Genomic DNA, 17,674 nt, shown 5'->3' on the forward strand with positions numbered 1-17,674 from the left:
GTGGTTACAATAGCAGAGAGGATACACCTGTTCCCATTCCGAACACAGAAGTTAAGCTCTCTAGCGCTGATGGTACTTGGTGGGAAACTGCCTGGGAGAGTAGGACGTAGCCACGTAATTTTTTTTGCATAAAATTTTATAAAAATCTAATTATTATATGTTTTTATTTGTCTTTTATAGATTTTTTTGGCAATAAATGATATAGTGAATATAATTAAATATTTAAATATTTAATTTTTTTTGTTTTTTTGTAAGTTTATTTTTATAACTTTCTTTAAAATTTTTGGGAGATACACTTTGACATATGTTTTAAAAGTAATTTTAACAGTAAGTAGGATAAAAAATAAATAAAATAGAAATTTGTGTTAAATAAGGAGATTAATATGAAAAAAAATGCAAGATTGATAACAACAGGAATTCTTTCAATGGCAATTGTTGCACCTACAATGGCATTTGCTACTGAGTCTAATGCTATGGAAAATAATGCTAACTTAAATATAAATTTGGAGAAAAAAAGTATAGTTTTAGGAAGTACATCAAAAGTAAGTGTGAAGTTTAAAGAAAAGCCAGATGCTGATAGCATTACTTTAAAATATAAATGTTATGACATGCCACTAGATACAACTCTGAACTACAATCAATCAACTGGATTATATGAAGGAACAATCAACTACAATAAAGACCCAGAATATTTAAATGTATGGGAATTACAGGGTATAACAATAAATAGCACAACTAATCCTAAGACTTTAGATAAACAAGAATTAGAAGCTATGGGATTAAATTTAAAAGATTATGATGTAACACAGGAATGTATAATTGAAGACATAACTTCAAGAAAAGATGTAAGTAAATATATGAGAAAAACTTCTGCTCCTATAACAGAACTTACAGGAAGTGATAGATATGAAACAGCAGTTAAGATAAGTAAAGAAGGCTGGAAAAATGGTTCAGATAAAGTAATTATAATAAGTGGAGATGTAAGCATCGACGGTATTATATCAACTCCATTAGCTACTACATATAATGCACCAATACTTTTAGTTGAAAAAAACAGTGTACCAGCCAGTGTAAAAGCAGAATTAAAGCGTCTAAATCCTAAAGATATAATTATAATTGGAGATGATAATTCTATTTCTAAAACTACTGCTAATCAAATAAAATCAACTGTAAGTGCTAGTCAAACACGTTTGAATGGTTCTAATAGATATGAGACATCTTTATTGATAGCAAAAGAAATAGATAAAAATCATGATGTAGATAAAGTATATATAACAAATGCAAATGGTGGAGAAGTAGATGCACTTACTATTGCAGCAAAAGCAGGTCAAGATAAGCAACCAATTATATTAAGTGATAAAGACAGTCTTACAAATGATACATATAAGTGGCTACAAAGTGAGGATTTACAAAGTGCTTACTTTATAGGTGGTCCTCAAATGTTATCAACAAATGTTATCAATAAAATAAATGATATAACTAAAGATAGTGTTACTAAAAATAGAGTATATGGAGCAGATAGACATGAAACAAATGCAAATGTAATAAAAACATTCTATACAGAGGATGAATTAGAAGCTGTTCTAGTTGCTAAGTCAGATGTACTTGTTGATGCTTTAGCAGCAGGGCCATTGGCTGCTAGTTTAAAATCTCCAATACTTATAACACCAAAAACATATGTATCTGCATATCATAAGGATAATTTAGAAGCTAAATCTGCTAATAAAGTGTATAAGATAGGAGGCGGATTAACTTCTAAGGTAATGAATTCTATAGCATCATCATTATCTAAGCATAATACAACACCAACAGACCCAGGAACTAGTAATGGAGCAAAAACAGTTATGATTGACCCAGGTCATGGTGGCTCGGATACTGGAACAACAGGTAAACCATTAGGTGGAATTAGAGAAAAAGATTATACTTTAAATACTTCACTTGCAACAACTGAGTATTTACGTTCAAAAGGAATAAATGTAATTATGACAAGAGATACAGATAAGACTTTATCACTTGGAAATAGAACTGCCCTATCTAACTCTTTAAGACCAGATTTATTTACAAGTATACACTATAATGCATCTGATACAACTGGAAATGGAGTAGAAGTATTTTATAAACTTGCAGACAAAAATGGTGGAACTACTAAAACTGTAGCTACAAACATATTAAATAGAATTTTAGAGAAGTTTAATCTTAAAAATAGAGGTATAAAAACAAGAACACTATCAACTGACCCTACAAAGGATTACTTGTATGTTTTAAGAACTAATGATATGCCAGCTGTACTTGTAGAATGTGCATTTTTAGATAATGAGAAGGATATGAGTTTATTGAATTCATCATCAAAAGTAAAGGACATGGGTACACAAATAGGTAAAGGTATAGAAGAGTCATTAAAATAGTACATAATGAAAATACTTAAAAAACTCAGCATAAATTAATTTATGACTTTAGATTTAGTTTAAATCCATAAAATAAAAATATAATTCTGTTAGTAATAAAGACTATGTATAAGTTGTTGCAGATATAAGTGCAAATAGTGTATACATAGTCTTTTTGTGTTGAAGTTTTGGTTGCTAAGTCTCAGGTGTAATTATAGAGATGTATTTAACTTCTAGGTATTAATAGGTCGAGGACTTGAATAATATTTATATGATGTTTATTTATTAAAATATATATGTAACATTTAGAATGCAACTTTGAAAAATTAATTTTATTGACTTATAAAAATTTGATATAAAACTCTACAAAATATAATCATTATATGTTTTTATTTGTCATTTATAGATTTTTTTAGTAATAAATGATATAGTGGAAATGAGCAAATATATTTAATTATGTTTATTTTTTGTAATTGTTTATTTTTTGTAATTTAATTTTTAATAAATTTTTGCAAATTTAGATAAGCACACTTTGCTGTGTTTTAAAAAATTAAAAGATAAAAAAAGCAAGGTGAAAATCTATGTTAAGTAAGGAGATTAATATGAAAAAAAATACGAGATTAATAACAACAGGAGTTCTTTCAATGGCAATTGTTGCACCTACAATGGCATTTGCTACTGAGTCTAATGCTATGGAAAATAATGCTAACTTAAACATAAATTTGGAGAAAAAAAGTATAGTTTTAGGAAGTACATCAAAAGTAAGTATAAAATTTAAAGAAAAACCAGATGCTGATAGCATTACATTAAAATATAAATGTTATGATATGCCACTAGATACAACTCTGAACTACAATCAATCAACTGGGGTATATGAAGGAACTATAAATTATAATAAAGACCCAGAGTATCTAAATGTTTGGGAGTTACAAGGGATAACAATAAATAGCGCAACTAATCCTAAGACTTTAGACAGACAAGAATTAGAAGCTATGGGATTAAATCTAAAAGACTACAATGTAACACAGGAATGTATAATTGAAGATATAACTTCAAGAAAAGATGTAAATAAATATTTGAGAAAGACTTCTGCACCTATCACAGAACTTACAGGAAGTGATAGATATGAAACAGCTGTTAAAATAAGTAAAGAGGGATGGAAAAATGGTTCAGATAAAGTAGTTATAATAAATGGAGATGTAAGCATCGACGGTATTATATCAACTCCACTAGCAACTACATATAATGCACCAATACTTTTGGTTGAAAAAAATAATGTGTCTGATAGTGTAAAAGCAGAATTAAAGCGTCTAAATCCTAAAGATATAATTATAATTGGAGATGAGAATTCTATTTCTAAAACTACTGCTAATCAAATAAAATCAACTGTAAGTGCTAGTCAAACACGTTTAAATGGTTCTAATAGATATGAGACATCTTTATTGATAGCAAAAGAAATAGATAAAAATCATGATGTAGATAAAGTATATATAACAAATGCAAATGGTGGAGAAGTAGATGCACTTACTATTGCAGCAAAAGCAGGTCAAGATAAGCAACCAATTATATTAAGTGATAAAGACAGTCTTACAAACGATACATATAAGTGGTTACAAAGTGAGGATTTACAAAATGCTTACTTTATAGGTGGTCCTCAAATGTTATCAACAAATGTTATCAATAAAATAAATGATATAACTAAAGATAGTGTTACTAAAAATAGAGTATATGGAGCAGATAGACATGAAACAAATGCAAATGTAATAAAAACATTCTATACAGAGGATGAATTAGAAGCTGTTCTAGTAGCTAAGTCAGATGTACTTGTTGATGCTTTAGCAGCAGGACCATTGGCTGCTAGTTTAAAATCTCCAATACTTATAACACCAAAAACATATGTATCTGCATATCATAAGGATAATTTAGAAGCTAAATCTGCTAATAAAGTGTATAAGATAGGAGGCGGATTAACTTCTAAGGTAATGAATTCTATAGCATCATCATTATCTAAGCATAATACAACACCGACAGACCCAGGAGCTAGTAATGGAGCAAAGACAGTTATGATTGACCCAGGACATGGTGGTTCAGCACCTGGAAATTCATTTGGAGGAATGATTGAAAAAGATTACAATTTAAATACTTCACTTGCAACTACTGAATATTTACGTTCAAAAGGAATAAATGTAATTATGACTAGAGATACAGATAAGACTTTATCACTTGGAAGTAGAACTGCTTTATCTAACTCACTTAAACCAGACTTATTTACAAGTATACATTACAATGGTGATAATAATAGAAAAGGTCATGGAGTAGAAGTGTTTTACAAGCTTAAAGATAAAAATGGAGGAACTTCTAAGACTGTGGCTACAAACATATTAAATCGAATTTTAGAGAAATTTAAACTTACAAATAGAGGTATAAAAACAAGAGTACTTACTAGTGACCCTACAAAAGATTATTTATACGTTTTAAGAACCAATGACATGCCAGCTGTACTTGTAGAATGTGCGTTTTTGGATAATGAGAGTGATATGAAGTTAATAAATTCACCTGCAAAAGTAAAAGAAATGGGCACACAAATAGCTAAAGGAATAGAAGAATCATTAAAGTAATTAAAAATAGAGTGATTAAAGTTTAATATAAATTTATGATTGTGAGTTTATATTAAAGCTATAATTTGAAGTATGGGTGTGTAAATATATAAAGACTATATATACATTGTTGCATATACAAATGCATAACAGTGTATATATGGTCTTTTTTGTAGTTAAATGCAATAATTTGATTGTATTTTGAAAAATGCACAATATGATATAATTAGATAATATACACTTAATTTAATTAAGGAAGGTGATTATGTGGAATATTTATTAAAAAAAAGCAGTCTAAAAAAAGATGAAAATGAATCCTTAGGTAAATATAAGGAATTATTGAATAGAACTGAAAATAACTCAAGAAGTATTATTTTATTAGTACCAAATAACAATACTAGAATAAGATATGAGAGGTCATTAGAATTAGATTATAGTGAAGAATTAAAAATAACAACATATATAGGATTTGTAAAAAAAGAATTATTAAAATATTGGGCACTTATAATAGAGAAATGTGAAGGAATAAATAAAAAATCTATATCTCCAACATTTATATCAAATAGTTTAAGTGAATATTTAATAATTAAAAAAGTTAAGGAAAAAAGAGTGAAAGAAGGATATTTCGAAGATATCACAGGAACGAATAGATCAATCGCAAAAAGTATAATTACAAATATAAGTAAGTCCGCATTTAATTTAATTGACTTTGATTTTATTGGAGAAAAAATATATTCATCAAAGAAAAATAGAAATAGTATATATAGATTTTCATATACTCAGATGGATGAAATTATATCATATTATATAAATACACTGCTTTCAAATTCAATGTTAGATAATGCACTGAGTGTATATCTATATAATAATTACCTTCTTAATGATGAGTTTTATTTAAAAAATTTACTTAAAGAATTGAGATATATAGTAGTTGATAGTCTTGAAAATTCAAGTAATGCAGAAGTAGATTTTATTGAAAAGGTGTCAAGCAATGCATTAGAAAGCTATATATTCTTTGATTTTAGTAAAGATTATTCTGTATTTAATAATATTGACATGGGTTATATAAATGAAAAGATAATATCTAAAATTAAATTTAAAGAAGAAATTAACTTTGAAAAAAGTAATATAAAAATAGAAGATTTATATTTATTACCCTCAAGTATAGAATTAAATCAATCAAGTCAACTATATAATGAAATGTTAGATTTAGTGAGCGAAAAGGTTGTAACACTTATAGAAAGTGGAGTATCTCCAAAAGATATAGCAATTATATCACCTATAAACAATACAATATTGGAGTATCAAATTAGAGATTCTTTGAAAGAAAAAAATATAGATGTTTTTAACACTAAAAAAGATAAAAAAGCTATAGATTACCCATATGGAAATGCTTTAGTGGTTGCAACTTGCATATTTTATGGATATTTAGACTTTATAAAAGATGAAGAATATATAAGTTTTTTAGAGACTCTTTTAGACATAAACAGAATAAAAGCATTTAAGATTTTTAAAGAAACAAGGTATTTAGAAGTTGATAAAATAGGAGGATATAATCAATATCGTGATATTTTACAGTATATTGAAGAAAAAAAGAAAAGTGATATAAAAATACATGAATTTTTAATTCAATTTTATATAGATAAAATGTTAAATTTAAAAGATGGTAAAAAGAATGTTGGTCTATGTAAACAGATAATAACTGAAAGTGAATCATTTAGTGAAAGTGCAAACCTACTTGGATTGAAAGAAGAAAAGATTTTTATAGAAGCTTTAAAGACGACAATAAATGATTATTATTCTGTTATTGATATAGAAGAGTTAAAAAGCAAAGATAAAATAGTAATAACAACTCCTTATTCATATATATCATCAAATATAGATAGAAGTGTCCAGATATTGGTAGATATAGGAAGTAATTCTTGGAATATGAAAATAGAAAAAGATATAAGTAATTTAATTGTACTTAGAAAATCTTTTGAAGAGAAAAAAATTTATACAAATGAAATGGAAGAGTACTACAAGAAATATTATCTATATAATACAATATATAATTTATTGTTGAGTGCAAAGAAAGTTTATGCATATAAGAGTGAATACACAATTAATGGTTATATTCAAGAAAGTATGCTATATAGTATACTTTTGAAACTCTCACATAAAGGAGATAAAATTTATGATTAATATAAACTATAGAGAAGACCAAATACCAATAATAAATTATGAGGATGGAACTATGGCAGTTCCAGCAGTTCCTGGGGCTGGCAAGACATTTATAATAACCAATTTAGTAGCTAAACTACTCCTTGAACAGAAACATAAAGGTGGTAAAATATTAGTTCTTACATATATGAATAGTGCTGTAAATAATTTTAAAGGTAGAATAAAAAAAATACTTGAAGAAAACAAAATAGACGATATTAACTCATATGAAGTAATGACTATACATAGTCTAGCTGTAAAAATAATAAAGGAAAAACCCGAAATAGTAATGCTAAGTGAAGATTTTAATATAGCTGATGATTTACAAAAAAGTATTATATTAAATGAATGTATAAATAAATTTAGATTTGATGGAGGAGAAAGAGCATTTAGATGGTTTCTAAAGGAGCAAAAAGATGAGAGATGGAAAGAGATAACTCTTGAAGCTTGGGAGAGAGGTTTTTTTGAATTTGTAGGAAATGCTATAAGTGAACTTAAATACAAGGGAATTTCTCCAGATAAGCTTGAAGAGATACTATCAAGAGGGCACAAAGGCATGCTTAAAGTGATTTTGCCAATATACAAATTGTATGATAGAAAATTAAAGCAAAATGGCTTACTAGATTATGATGATATATTAATTCTAGCAGAAAAAACCTTATGCTTAGATGAAGGACTTAGAAAAAAATTCCAAACTAGATATAAATATATTTTTGAAGATGAATGTCAAGATTCAAATGAAATACAAGGGAATATAATAAAAATTATATCAAGTGAAAATAATAATTTAGTTAGAGTGGGAGATATAAATCAGAGTATAACAGGTACATTTTCATCATCAGACCCTAGGTTTTTTAAAGAATTTATAAAAAATGCAAAGTGTTGTTATAGGATGGATATGTCAAATAGAAGTTCAAAAGATATACTAGATTTAGCAAATTCACTTGTAGAATATGTCACAAAAGAATTTAAACAAGAGGAATGCAGATATGCTCTTGAGGATATGCAAATAAAAACTGTTCCAACTGGAGTTGGATATAAAGAAAACCCTAAGCCAGAGCATTATAATATAAATGTAAAATGGTATAATAGTTGGAAAAATGAAATAGAACAAACTGCTAAATATGTTAAAGGTATAAAAAAGAAATATCCAGATAAGAGTATAGGAATACTAGTTCCATTTAATGAACAAGTTACACAAGTTGCTAAGGAACTTAGAGAGTATAGTCTAACCTTTGAAGAATTGGGTCCAAATTCTTTAAGTAAAAGAAAGGTTATAAATAGCATAGCTTCTATTATAGATTTTATGCTAAACTGCGATGATATAGAAAAGTTAATAATCGTACTTGATAAGGTTTTTATAAATACAGACAATGAGATAGAAGAAAAGAATTTTTTAGACAGATTAAAAAAATATACAACAGAAGAAATTATATATGATTTGAAATTTAATAAAGATAAATTTGAATCACTAGAAATTAATGAAGAAAGCGATATATATACAAGTTTTAAATATGGTATAGATATTATAAAACAGATATTAGAATACCCAATAATAAGGTTAGACCTGCTGATACTGTTCATTGGTAAAAAGCTCAACTTAGAAAAAGAGGATAAAGCAGTATTAGATTATATATCTTTTTATATAAAGTATTTAGTTTCGGAAAATATATATATGGACTTAGAAGATGTTTACAATGTTCTATTTGATGTTAAAAATAAGGTGTTTAATCACATAATAGATGTAGTTTATGAGATAAATGGATATGAGCCAGAACCTGGTAGCATAACACTATGTAATTATCATAAATCAAAGGGGATGGAATGGGATTGTGTGTTTTTATTAGGTCTTGTTGAATATAATTTCCCTGACAATATTACTCAGAAATTTCAGAGTGATAAATGGTACTTAAAAGAAAAATACAAAAATCCAATGGCTATTATTAAGTCAGAAATTGAAGCTATATTAAAAGGTAGTATTTCAACTGATTACGCTTATCAAACTAAAATTGATTCTATAAATGAGAAGATTAGACTTTTATATGTAGGAATCACTAGGGCAAAGGAGATGTTAGTACTTTCAGGGAGTGCTTATAGAGATGAAAATGATATAGGTAATAAAAGAAAAGAACAGAATCCTTGTGTTTATTTAAGAAGGTTGAATCAATATATTATTGAGAAAAGGTCAAATTAACATATAGATGAGTTAAGTTGATATATTATTGAAAGAAATATAAGTTAATATATGATGAGTTTAGCTTATATACTGTTAAAAGAATGCCAAATTAATATATAATAAATAGTTATTAAAAAATAAAGTTAAGAGAGAAGTGATATGATTGAATGATAAATTAAAATATTTTTCTTATAGTCAAAATTCAATTAACACATATAAATCGTGCCCACTAAAATTTAAATATAAGTATATTGATAAAATAAATTGGAAAAATGATGATATAGGTAGTAGAGAATATTATGATAGTTTAAAAACTGGAAGAGACTTTCATTTAATTTGTGAAAGATACTTTAGTAATATACCACTTGGAATCTATTTTAATGAAGATGATAAAAATAGTAAAAGATTTTCAAAATGGATTGAGAATATAAAAAAAATTGTTCCTATCGAAAAAGAAAAAATGTATTTACCAGAATATGAAGTAAGGATGAATTTAAATGGGGACATATTACAAGCAAAGTATGATTTAATTGTAGTTGGAAAAGGCAATATAGAGATATGGGACTGGAAAACTGAGTCTAAAAAGATTAACTATAAAAATGTGGAAAGTAGGATTCAAACAATAGTTTATATGTTTTTGGCAAAAGAAGTTATACCAAAAGTTTTAAAAATAGAAGTAAATGTTAAAGATATAAGTATGAAATATTACCAACCTGAATTTGATGATTTGCCAATTAATATCTCATATGATGAAGAAAAACATGAAGCAAATAGAAATAAGATTCAAAACTATATAAACATGATAAAAAGTACTAATTATGAAGAACATACATACGAATACAATCTATACAATGATATAGAAAAGGTATATAATAAAGAAGAACGTATGTGCTATAGAAATAAAAGTCATTGTAAGTATTGTGAGTTTAATAAATTATGCAATGACAAAGAAATAGATTATAGTATTTTGGAGGCGGAAATTTATGGGACTTAGGTTTATATTAGGTAGATGTGGAAGTGGAAAATCTACATATATATTAGATGAAATTAAAAAAGAATCTCAAAAAAATGAAATGACATCTGTTATACTTTTAGTTCCAGAACAGTATACATTTGAAGCTGAAAATAGAGTAAGCAAACTATTTTTAGGAAGAGAAAAGGACAAGTACTTAAGAGTTAGAGTGCTTAGTTTTAAAACACTGAGTAACATAGTTTTTTCTCAAACAGGAGGATTAACAGATGTAAATATAAATTCTAGTGGAAAAGCAATGATGGTGTATCGAGCGATAGAAGATGTAAGTGAAGAGTTAAATGTATTTTCAAAATCAAAGTCGCAATCTGGTTTTGTAAGTTCAATTACAGATATGATATCAGAAATGAAACAGTACAATATAAGTCCTGAAATGTTAGAAAATATATCTGGAGAATTAGAAAATGAGACATTAAGTTTAAAGTTAAAAGATATAAGTAAGATATATAATTCTTTTGAAGGAAAATTACATGAAAATTATATAGATGCTCAAGATATGTTGACTTCATTATCAGGCAAAATAGAATTGAGTAACTATTTAGAAGGAGCTTATGTTTATATAGATGAGTTTACAGGTTTTACACCAAATCAATACAATGTTATAAAAAGTATATTAAATAAAGCTAAAGATGTTAATATATCTTTGACTGTAGATAATGTTAATTATATTGGATATAGCAAAGCAGATGTATTTTCTAGAACTAAGTTTACTTATTCAAAATTAACTCAATTATGTAATGAAGAAGGAGTAAAAATATTACCACAAGTAAATTTAAATACAGGCACTATAAAAAGATTTGAAGGAATTCAAGAGTTACAACATTTAGAAAAGTTTTATAATGCTTATCCATATAAAACATATATAAATCCAACTAAAAATATAAAAATAAAAGAATTTAATAATCTATATTCAGAGGTAGAAGAAATAGCTAAAGAAATTGTACATTTGGTTAGAGACAAAAATGTTAGATATAGAGATATAACTCTTGCTACAAGAGACTTAAATAGATATGATTTTTTGGTACATTCTATATTTAATGAGTATAACATACCTAACTTTATAGATAAAAAGAGAGAAGCAAAAAGTAATCCAATAGTTATATTAATTATTTCGGCTCTAGAAATGAAAAACAGACGATATGGATATGAAACTATGTTTAGGTATTTAAAGAGTGGTCTTATAGGAATTGATAATGATGATATAAATTTACTAGAAAATTATGTACTAGCCAATGGGATTAAAGGTAAGAAATGGTTTGATGAAAAGTGGGATTATAGAATAACACAAAGTCTTATTAATGAAGAAAGTGAATTTGAGGTAGAATTAAAAGATAAAATAAATAAAATAAAAAATAGAGTATTAGAGCCAATAATAAATTTACAAGAAAAATTAAAGGGAAAAAACAGAGTAAAAGAAATTTGCAAGTATATATATGAGTTTTTACTAGATATAAATATGCCAGAAACTATAGAGAGTTTAATAGTAAATTTTAAGGATAAAGGAGAACTCGATGTTGCTAATCAGTATTCACAAGTTTGGGATATAGTAGTAGATGTTTTAGACCAAATGGTGGAACTTATGGGTGAAGAAATAATATCCTTAGAAAAATTTATAAAATTAATAACTCTTGGTTTTGATGAGTATGAGTTAGGGCTAGTTCCTCCTAGTATAGACCAAGTACTTGTAAGTAGTGTGGACAGAATGAAAAATCCAAATACAAAATACTTATACTTAATAGGAACTACAGATGGTGTATTTCCTTTAATTACAAAAGATAGTGGAATATTAAGTGATAATGATAGGGAGAGTCTTGGAAATAAAGGTATTGAAGTTGACATAGATAGTAAAACTAGAAGTTTTGAAGAACAATTTTTAGTATATAAAGCCCTTACTTCAACATCTGAAAATCTAATTATAACATATCCTATATCTGACCATGAGGGTAAGACACTTAGACCTTCAATAATTATATCAAGATTGAAGAAAATATTCCCAAATGTAGAAAATAAAAGTTATTTGATAGAAGAAGATAAAAGAACTAATGAAGATATACTTAAAAAAATAACTGTAAAATCACCTACATTTAACAAGCTTATAAGTGTAATAAAAAACTACGATAGTGATGAGTATAGCAAAGAAGAAATGAATAGTATCTGGTTAGATATATATAGATACTATCTAAAGGATGAACTATATAGTTCTATAACAAAAAAAGTTATAAAAGGTCTTAGTTATACCAATCAAGTTCATAGGATTGAAGAGAAAAAAATAAGGTCATTATATAAAAGTAATTCTCTTAGTGTGTCTAGGCTTGAAAAATATGCAGAGTGTCCATTTGCTTATTTTATACAATATGGCCTTAAAGCCAGAAAGCGTAAAGAGTATTCATTTACACCACCAGATTTAGGAACCTTTGTTCATAATATTTTAGATAGATTTTCAAAAGAACTATCACAAGATAATTTATTGTGGAAAGATATTGATGAAGAATATATAGAATTAAAGGTAGGTATTATAGTTGATGAAATAATCTCAAAGATACCAGGATATATATTAAATAGTTCTGAAAGATATAAATATCTTGCGTATAGATTGAAGAATATGCTTACAACAGCTATAAATATAATTAGCCAACAGATAAAACAAGGTTCATTTGAACCTGTAGATTATGAAGTTAAATTTGGTAAAGACGGTAAATACCCTCCTATAAAAATAGTTTTGAATAATGGAGAAGAAGTAAATTTAATCGGTCAAATAGATAGAGTAGATGAGTTTGAAGAAGGTGAAAACAAATATATAAGAATAGTAGATTATAAATCAGGTAATAAAGCTATAAGTTTAACAGAGATATACTATGGTCTACAATTACAATTACTTGTATATCTTGATGCAATCCTTGAAAGTGTAAAAGAAGAAGATATAAATTTAAATCCAGCAGCAATATTATATTGTAGAATAAATAACCCAATAGCAAAGTTTAATGAAGATAAAGATGACGCTGAAATTCAAGAAGCAATATTAAAAGAGCTTAGAATGAAAGGGCTTGTGGTAAAAGATTCTCATATAATAAAAGAGATGGATAAGTCATTGATAGATGGAAAAAGAAAAAATTCATTAGTAATACCAGTAGGTCTTACAAAGGATGGAAATGTAGGTAAAAGCACATCTACAGTAAGTTATGAAGATTTTAGGTTACTTAGAAAATATGTAAAACATGCGATAAAGGATTTATGTGAAGAAATGTTGAGTGGTGAAATAAAGATATCTCCATATAAACATAAAGAGGGAACATCATGTGATTTTTGTGATTATTCAGCTATATGTCAATTTGATTCAACTATGAAAGATAATAAATATAAAATTTTAAATAATAAGAGCAATGAAGAGATAATAAAAATGATGGAAGGAGATGTTGATTGATGAGTTCTCCTAAATGGACAAAAGAGCAAACAGAAGTTATAGAAAGTAGAGACTGTAACTTACTTGTTGCAGCTGCTGCTGGGTCGGGAAAAACAGCAGTACTGGTTGAACGTATAATTCAAATGATAACAAGTAGAGAAAATCCAATTGATATAGATAAATTATTAGTAGTTACATTTACTAATGCGGCTGCATCAGAAATGAGAGAGAGAATAGGTGATGCTATAGGAAAAGCATTAGATGAAAATCCAGAAAATAAACATTTACAAAATCAACTTGTCTTATTAAATAAGTCAAGTATTACAACAATACACTCATTTTGTTTAGATGTTATAAAATCAAACTTCCATAGAATAAACCTAGACCCTAATTTTAGAATAGGAGACCAAACTGAATGCGCTATTTTGAAACAAGAGGCAATAGAAGAAGTATTTGAAAAATTATATGAAGAAAGAGAAGAGGGTTTTTTAAATTTAGTTGAAAGTTATGCAGAAAGAGGCGGAGATAAAGAGGTTCAGGATATTATTTTAGGAATATATTCATTTGCAATGGCTTCTCCTGAGCCTAAAAAATGGCTTGTTGATTCAGCAGAGAGATTTAACATTGATGAGGACTTTGATTTTTCAGAATCTATTTGGGCTAGAGCTATATTAGACACTGTAAAAATAGAAATTGATGGAATTTGCTCAAATATGGAAAAGGCCTTAAAAGAAGTTAAGTCAATAGAAGAGCTAGAAACTTTTACAGAGAAGCTTTCGATTGAGTATAAGAGAGTGGTCGATATTTCAGAAGCATGTAATAAATCATGGAATGAGGCACATAAGAAGATGTCAAGTATGTCTTTTGAAAACTATGTAAAAGGTATAAAAAGGATACCAAAAGATGCTCCTTCATATATAAAAGAATCAAAAGAAAAAGCAAAAGTAATAAGAGATAAAATTAAAAAATCTTTAGAAAGTATAATAAATGCTACATTTAATAAAGATAGCGAATCTATTAAAGACGAAATTAAATATCTTTATAATATAGTTAAACCAATATCCAATATTGTTCTAAGATTTGAAGAAGAATACAGCAATAAAAAAAGTGAAAAAGGAATAATAGATTTTAATGATATAGAGCATTTTGCCTTAAATATACTTACGAATATAGATGAGAACGGAAATATCGTACCTTCTGATATAGCTATGGGGTATAGAGATAATTTCTATGAAATATTTATAGATGAATATCAAGATAGCAATCTTGTACAAGAAGTACTGCTCAAAACTGTAGCAAACATAGATACTCCAAATAGATTTATGGTTGGTGACGTAAAGCAGAGTATCTATAGATTTAGACAAGCAAAACCAGAGTTGTTTTTACAAAAGTACAATAGCTATAAAGATGAAAAAGGAAGTTCTCACAGAAAAATAATGCTTTATAAAAACTTTAGAAGTAGAGAAGAAGTTGTAGACTCTGTAAATTATATATTTGAAAATATAATGAATGAGAATATAGGAGAGATTGAATATACAGAAAAAGAAAGACTTAATTTGGGTGCAGATTTTAAATCAGATTTAGATGAGAACTCTATTGTTGGCGGAGCAACAGAAATACACCTTATACAAAAAAATACTAAACCTAGTAATGATATTATAAATAATAAAGATAATAATGTTAATAATGAAGAAAATGAAGTAGAAGAAGATGAAGAACTAGACAATATACAACTTGAAGCTAGAATGGTTGGAAAGATTATTAAGGATTTAATGAGAGCCAATGAAGATGGAAAGATTCAAAAAGTCTATGATAAAGGAATTGATGCCTATAGACCTGTGGAATTTAAGGATATAGTGATTCTTTTAAGAGCTACATCTGCATGGGCACCTGTGTTTGCAGATGAGTTGATGAATATGGATATACCTACTTATGCTGATGTTGGAGTTGGATATTTTGATACAATTGAAATAAAAACAATACTATCATTACTTCAGATAATAGATAATCCAATGCAAGATATACCACTTATAGCTGTGTTAAAGTCACCTATATTTGGATTTACACCAGAAGATTTAATTGATATTAGAATTCAAAATAAAGATAAAACTTTTTATGAAGTTTTAGAAAGTACATCAGAGTATGATGAATTTACAGAATCACAGAATGAAAATAAGTCGGATTTTGTACCAAGTGAAGAATGTATAAATAAAAGCAAAGACTTTCTGATTAAACTAAAAGAATTCAAAGAAAAATCAATGTACATGAGTACAGATGAATTTATATGGTATTTATATACAAAAACTGGATACTATGCTTATGTTGGAGCATTACCAGGTGGAAGTCAAAGACAAGCCAACTTGAAAGTACTTTTTGAGAGAGCAAAACAATTTGAAGAGACTAGCTTTAAGGGAATATTCAACTTTGTAAATTTTATAGAGAAATTAAAAAAATCTAGCTCTGATATGGGGAGTGCAAAAACACTTGGAGAAAATGCAAATGTTGTTAGAATAATGAGTATCCATAAGAGTAAAGGTCTAGAATTTCCAATAGTTATATGCTCTGCTATGGGAAAAAATTTCAATACTCAAGATTTTAAAAAGAGTATTTTATATCATCATAACTTAGGATATGGACCTCAGTTTGTGGATTATGAGAGACGAATTTCTTTTCCAAGTATAGCTAAAGAAGCACTAAAAAGCAAAATAAATATAGAAAATTTATCAGAAGAGATGAGAGTCTTATATGTTGCATTTACGAGGGCAAAAGAGAAACTGATTATAACAGGCTCTACTAGAAATGTACAAGATAGCATGAAAAAATGGTCCAATGGAATTGAAAATTTAGATACAATATCACAATATGAAATACTAAAAAGTAAGAATTTCTTAGATTGGATAATGCCTTGTGTATTAAAACATAAAGATTTATCTAATTTATTGGAAGATATGGGATTAGATGTACCATTTAATGTTGAACATAATTCAAAATGGTATGGAAAGTTATGGAATAAGGATGATATTTTAATACAAAAGAAAAATGATGAAGAAAAAGAAAGTATTGAAAAAATTCTTGAAAAAATAGATGTAGATGAGCCTGATAGCGATTATTATGCTGAAATAGAAGAAAAGTTAGACTATATATATCCATATGAATTTAGTACAAAAAAACCTGCTAGTATATCAGTTACAGAAATAAAAAAGATACAAAATAATTATGAAGAAGAGTTGATAAATACTATATTCGAACAAAAAATAACCTTAAAAAAACCTCTATTTATTCAAAATGATGAAGAAAAAGAAAAAATAAATGGAGCAGAAAGAGGTACAATAATTCACTTAGTTATGGAAGTTTTAGATTTAAAGAAGGTAAACAACATAAGTGATATAAAGATGCAAATAAAAAGTTTTATTTCAAAGGGTATAATAACAGAAAAGCAAGCTAGTATAGTAAATCCTTATAAAATATATAAATTTTTTACATCTAATATAGGAAAAAGGATGTTAAATGCTGAACTTATAAATAGAGAAAAGTCAATTTATGCACAAGTAAATATGAAAGATATATATCTTTATGAAGAATTGATAAAAAATGATGATAAGAAAATTTATGACAAAGAAAGTGTCATGTTAAGAGGTATAGTTGATGCTTATTTTGAAGAAGATAATCAGATAGTTTTAGTAGATTATAAAACAGATTTTGTAAATGAAGAAAATATAAATCAGATAATAGAGAAATATAAGAGACAATTAGATTTATATGCAGATGTTATTGAAACTTTAACTGGAAAATCAGTAAAAGAAAAATGTATATATTTATTTGGAATTGATGAGGCTGTTTGTTATTAATTATTTTGATATAAATTAGACATAAATATAAATGGGG

Annotated in this window: 7 protein-coding genes and 1 rRNA gene; all 8 read left to right on the plus strand. The window is 26.9% G+C overall.

Annotated features, from left to right (window positions below):
* Positions 1-116: ribosomal RNA gene (gene rrf / locus IC213_RS18155) — 5S ribosomal RNA — on the plus strand; the annotation flags it as partial.
* Positions 117-383: 267 nt separating this feature from the next.
* A complete protein-coding gene (locus tag IC213_RS18160; RefSeq protein WP_227482150.1) occupies positions 384-2,405 on the plus strand; it encodes an N-acetylmuramoyl-L-alanine amidase in 2,022 nt (673 codons plus the stop codon).
* Positions 2,406-2,986: 581 nt separating this feature from the next.
* On the plus strand, positions 2,987-5,002 hold the full coding sequence (locus IC213_RS18165) for an N-acetylmuramoyl-L-alanine amidase (RefSeq protein ID WP_227836232.1): 2,016 nt from the start codon (positions 2,987-2,989) through the stop codon (positions 5,000-5,002).
* A 246-nt stretch (positions 5,003-5,248) separates the two neighbouring features.
* Positions 5,249-7,165 (plus strand): hypothetical protein, encoded by a 1,917-nt coding sequence (locus IC213_RS18170; RefSeq protein WP_227823611.1) that lies wholly within the window; start codon positions 5,249-5,251, stop codon positions 7,163-7,165.
* Positions 7,158-9,377 carry an ATP-dependent helicase gene (locus IC213_RS18175; RefSeq protein WP_227831271.1) on the plus strand — a complete coding sequence of 740 codons (2,220 nt, stop codon included), beginning with the start codon at positions 7,158-7,160 and terminating at the stop codon, positions 9,375-9,377. The genes IC213_RS18170 and IC213_RS18175 overlap by 8 nt, the downstream gene beginning before the upstream one ends.
* 145 nt (positions 9,378-9,522) lie before the next feature.
* A complete protein-coding gene (locus tag IC213_RS18180) occupies positions 9,523-10,353 on the plus strand; it encodes a PD-(D/E)XK nuclease family protein (RefSeq protein WP_227863363.1) in 831 nt (276 codons plus the stop codon).
* Complete coding sequence (addB, locus tag IC213_RS18185) at positions 10,343-13,810, plus strand: helicase-exonuclease AddAB subunit AddB (protein WP_227863364.1); 3,468 nt, start codon at positions 10,343-10,345, stop codon at positions 13,808-13,810. Before IC213_RS18180 ends, addB begins: the two co-directional genes overlap by 11 nt.
* The gene (addA, locus tag IC213_RS18190) at positions 13,810-17,637 is read left to right on the plus strand and encodes a helicase-exonuclease AddAB subunit AddA (RefSeq protein ID WP_227863365.1); all 3,828 of its coding nucleotides are present in this window, start codon (positions 13,810-13,812) and stop codon (positions 17,635-17,637) included. Before addB ends, addA begins: the two co-directional genes overlap by 1 nt.
* The last annotated feature ends 37 nt before the right edge of the window (positions 17,638-17,674 follow it).

It is taken from the genome of Clostridioides sp. ES-S-0049-02 (assembly GCF_020658465.1).
In the GTDB taxonomy this organism is placed as follows: Bacteria; Bacillota; Clostridia; order Peptostreptococcales; family Peptostreptococcaceae; genus Clostridioides.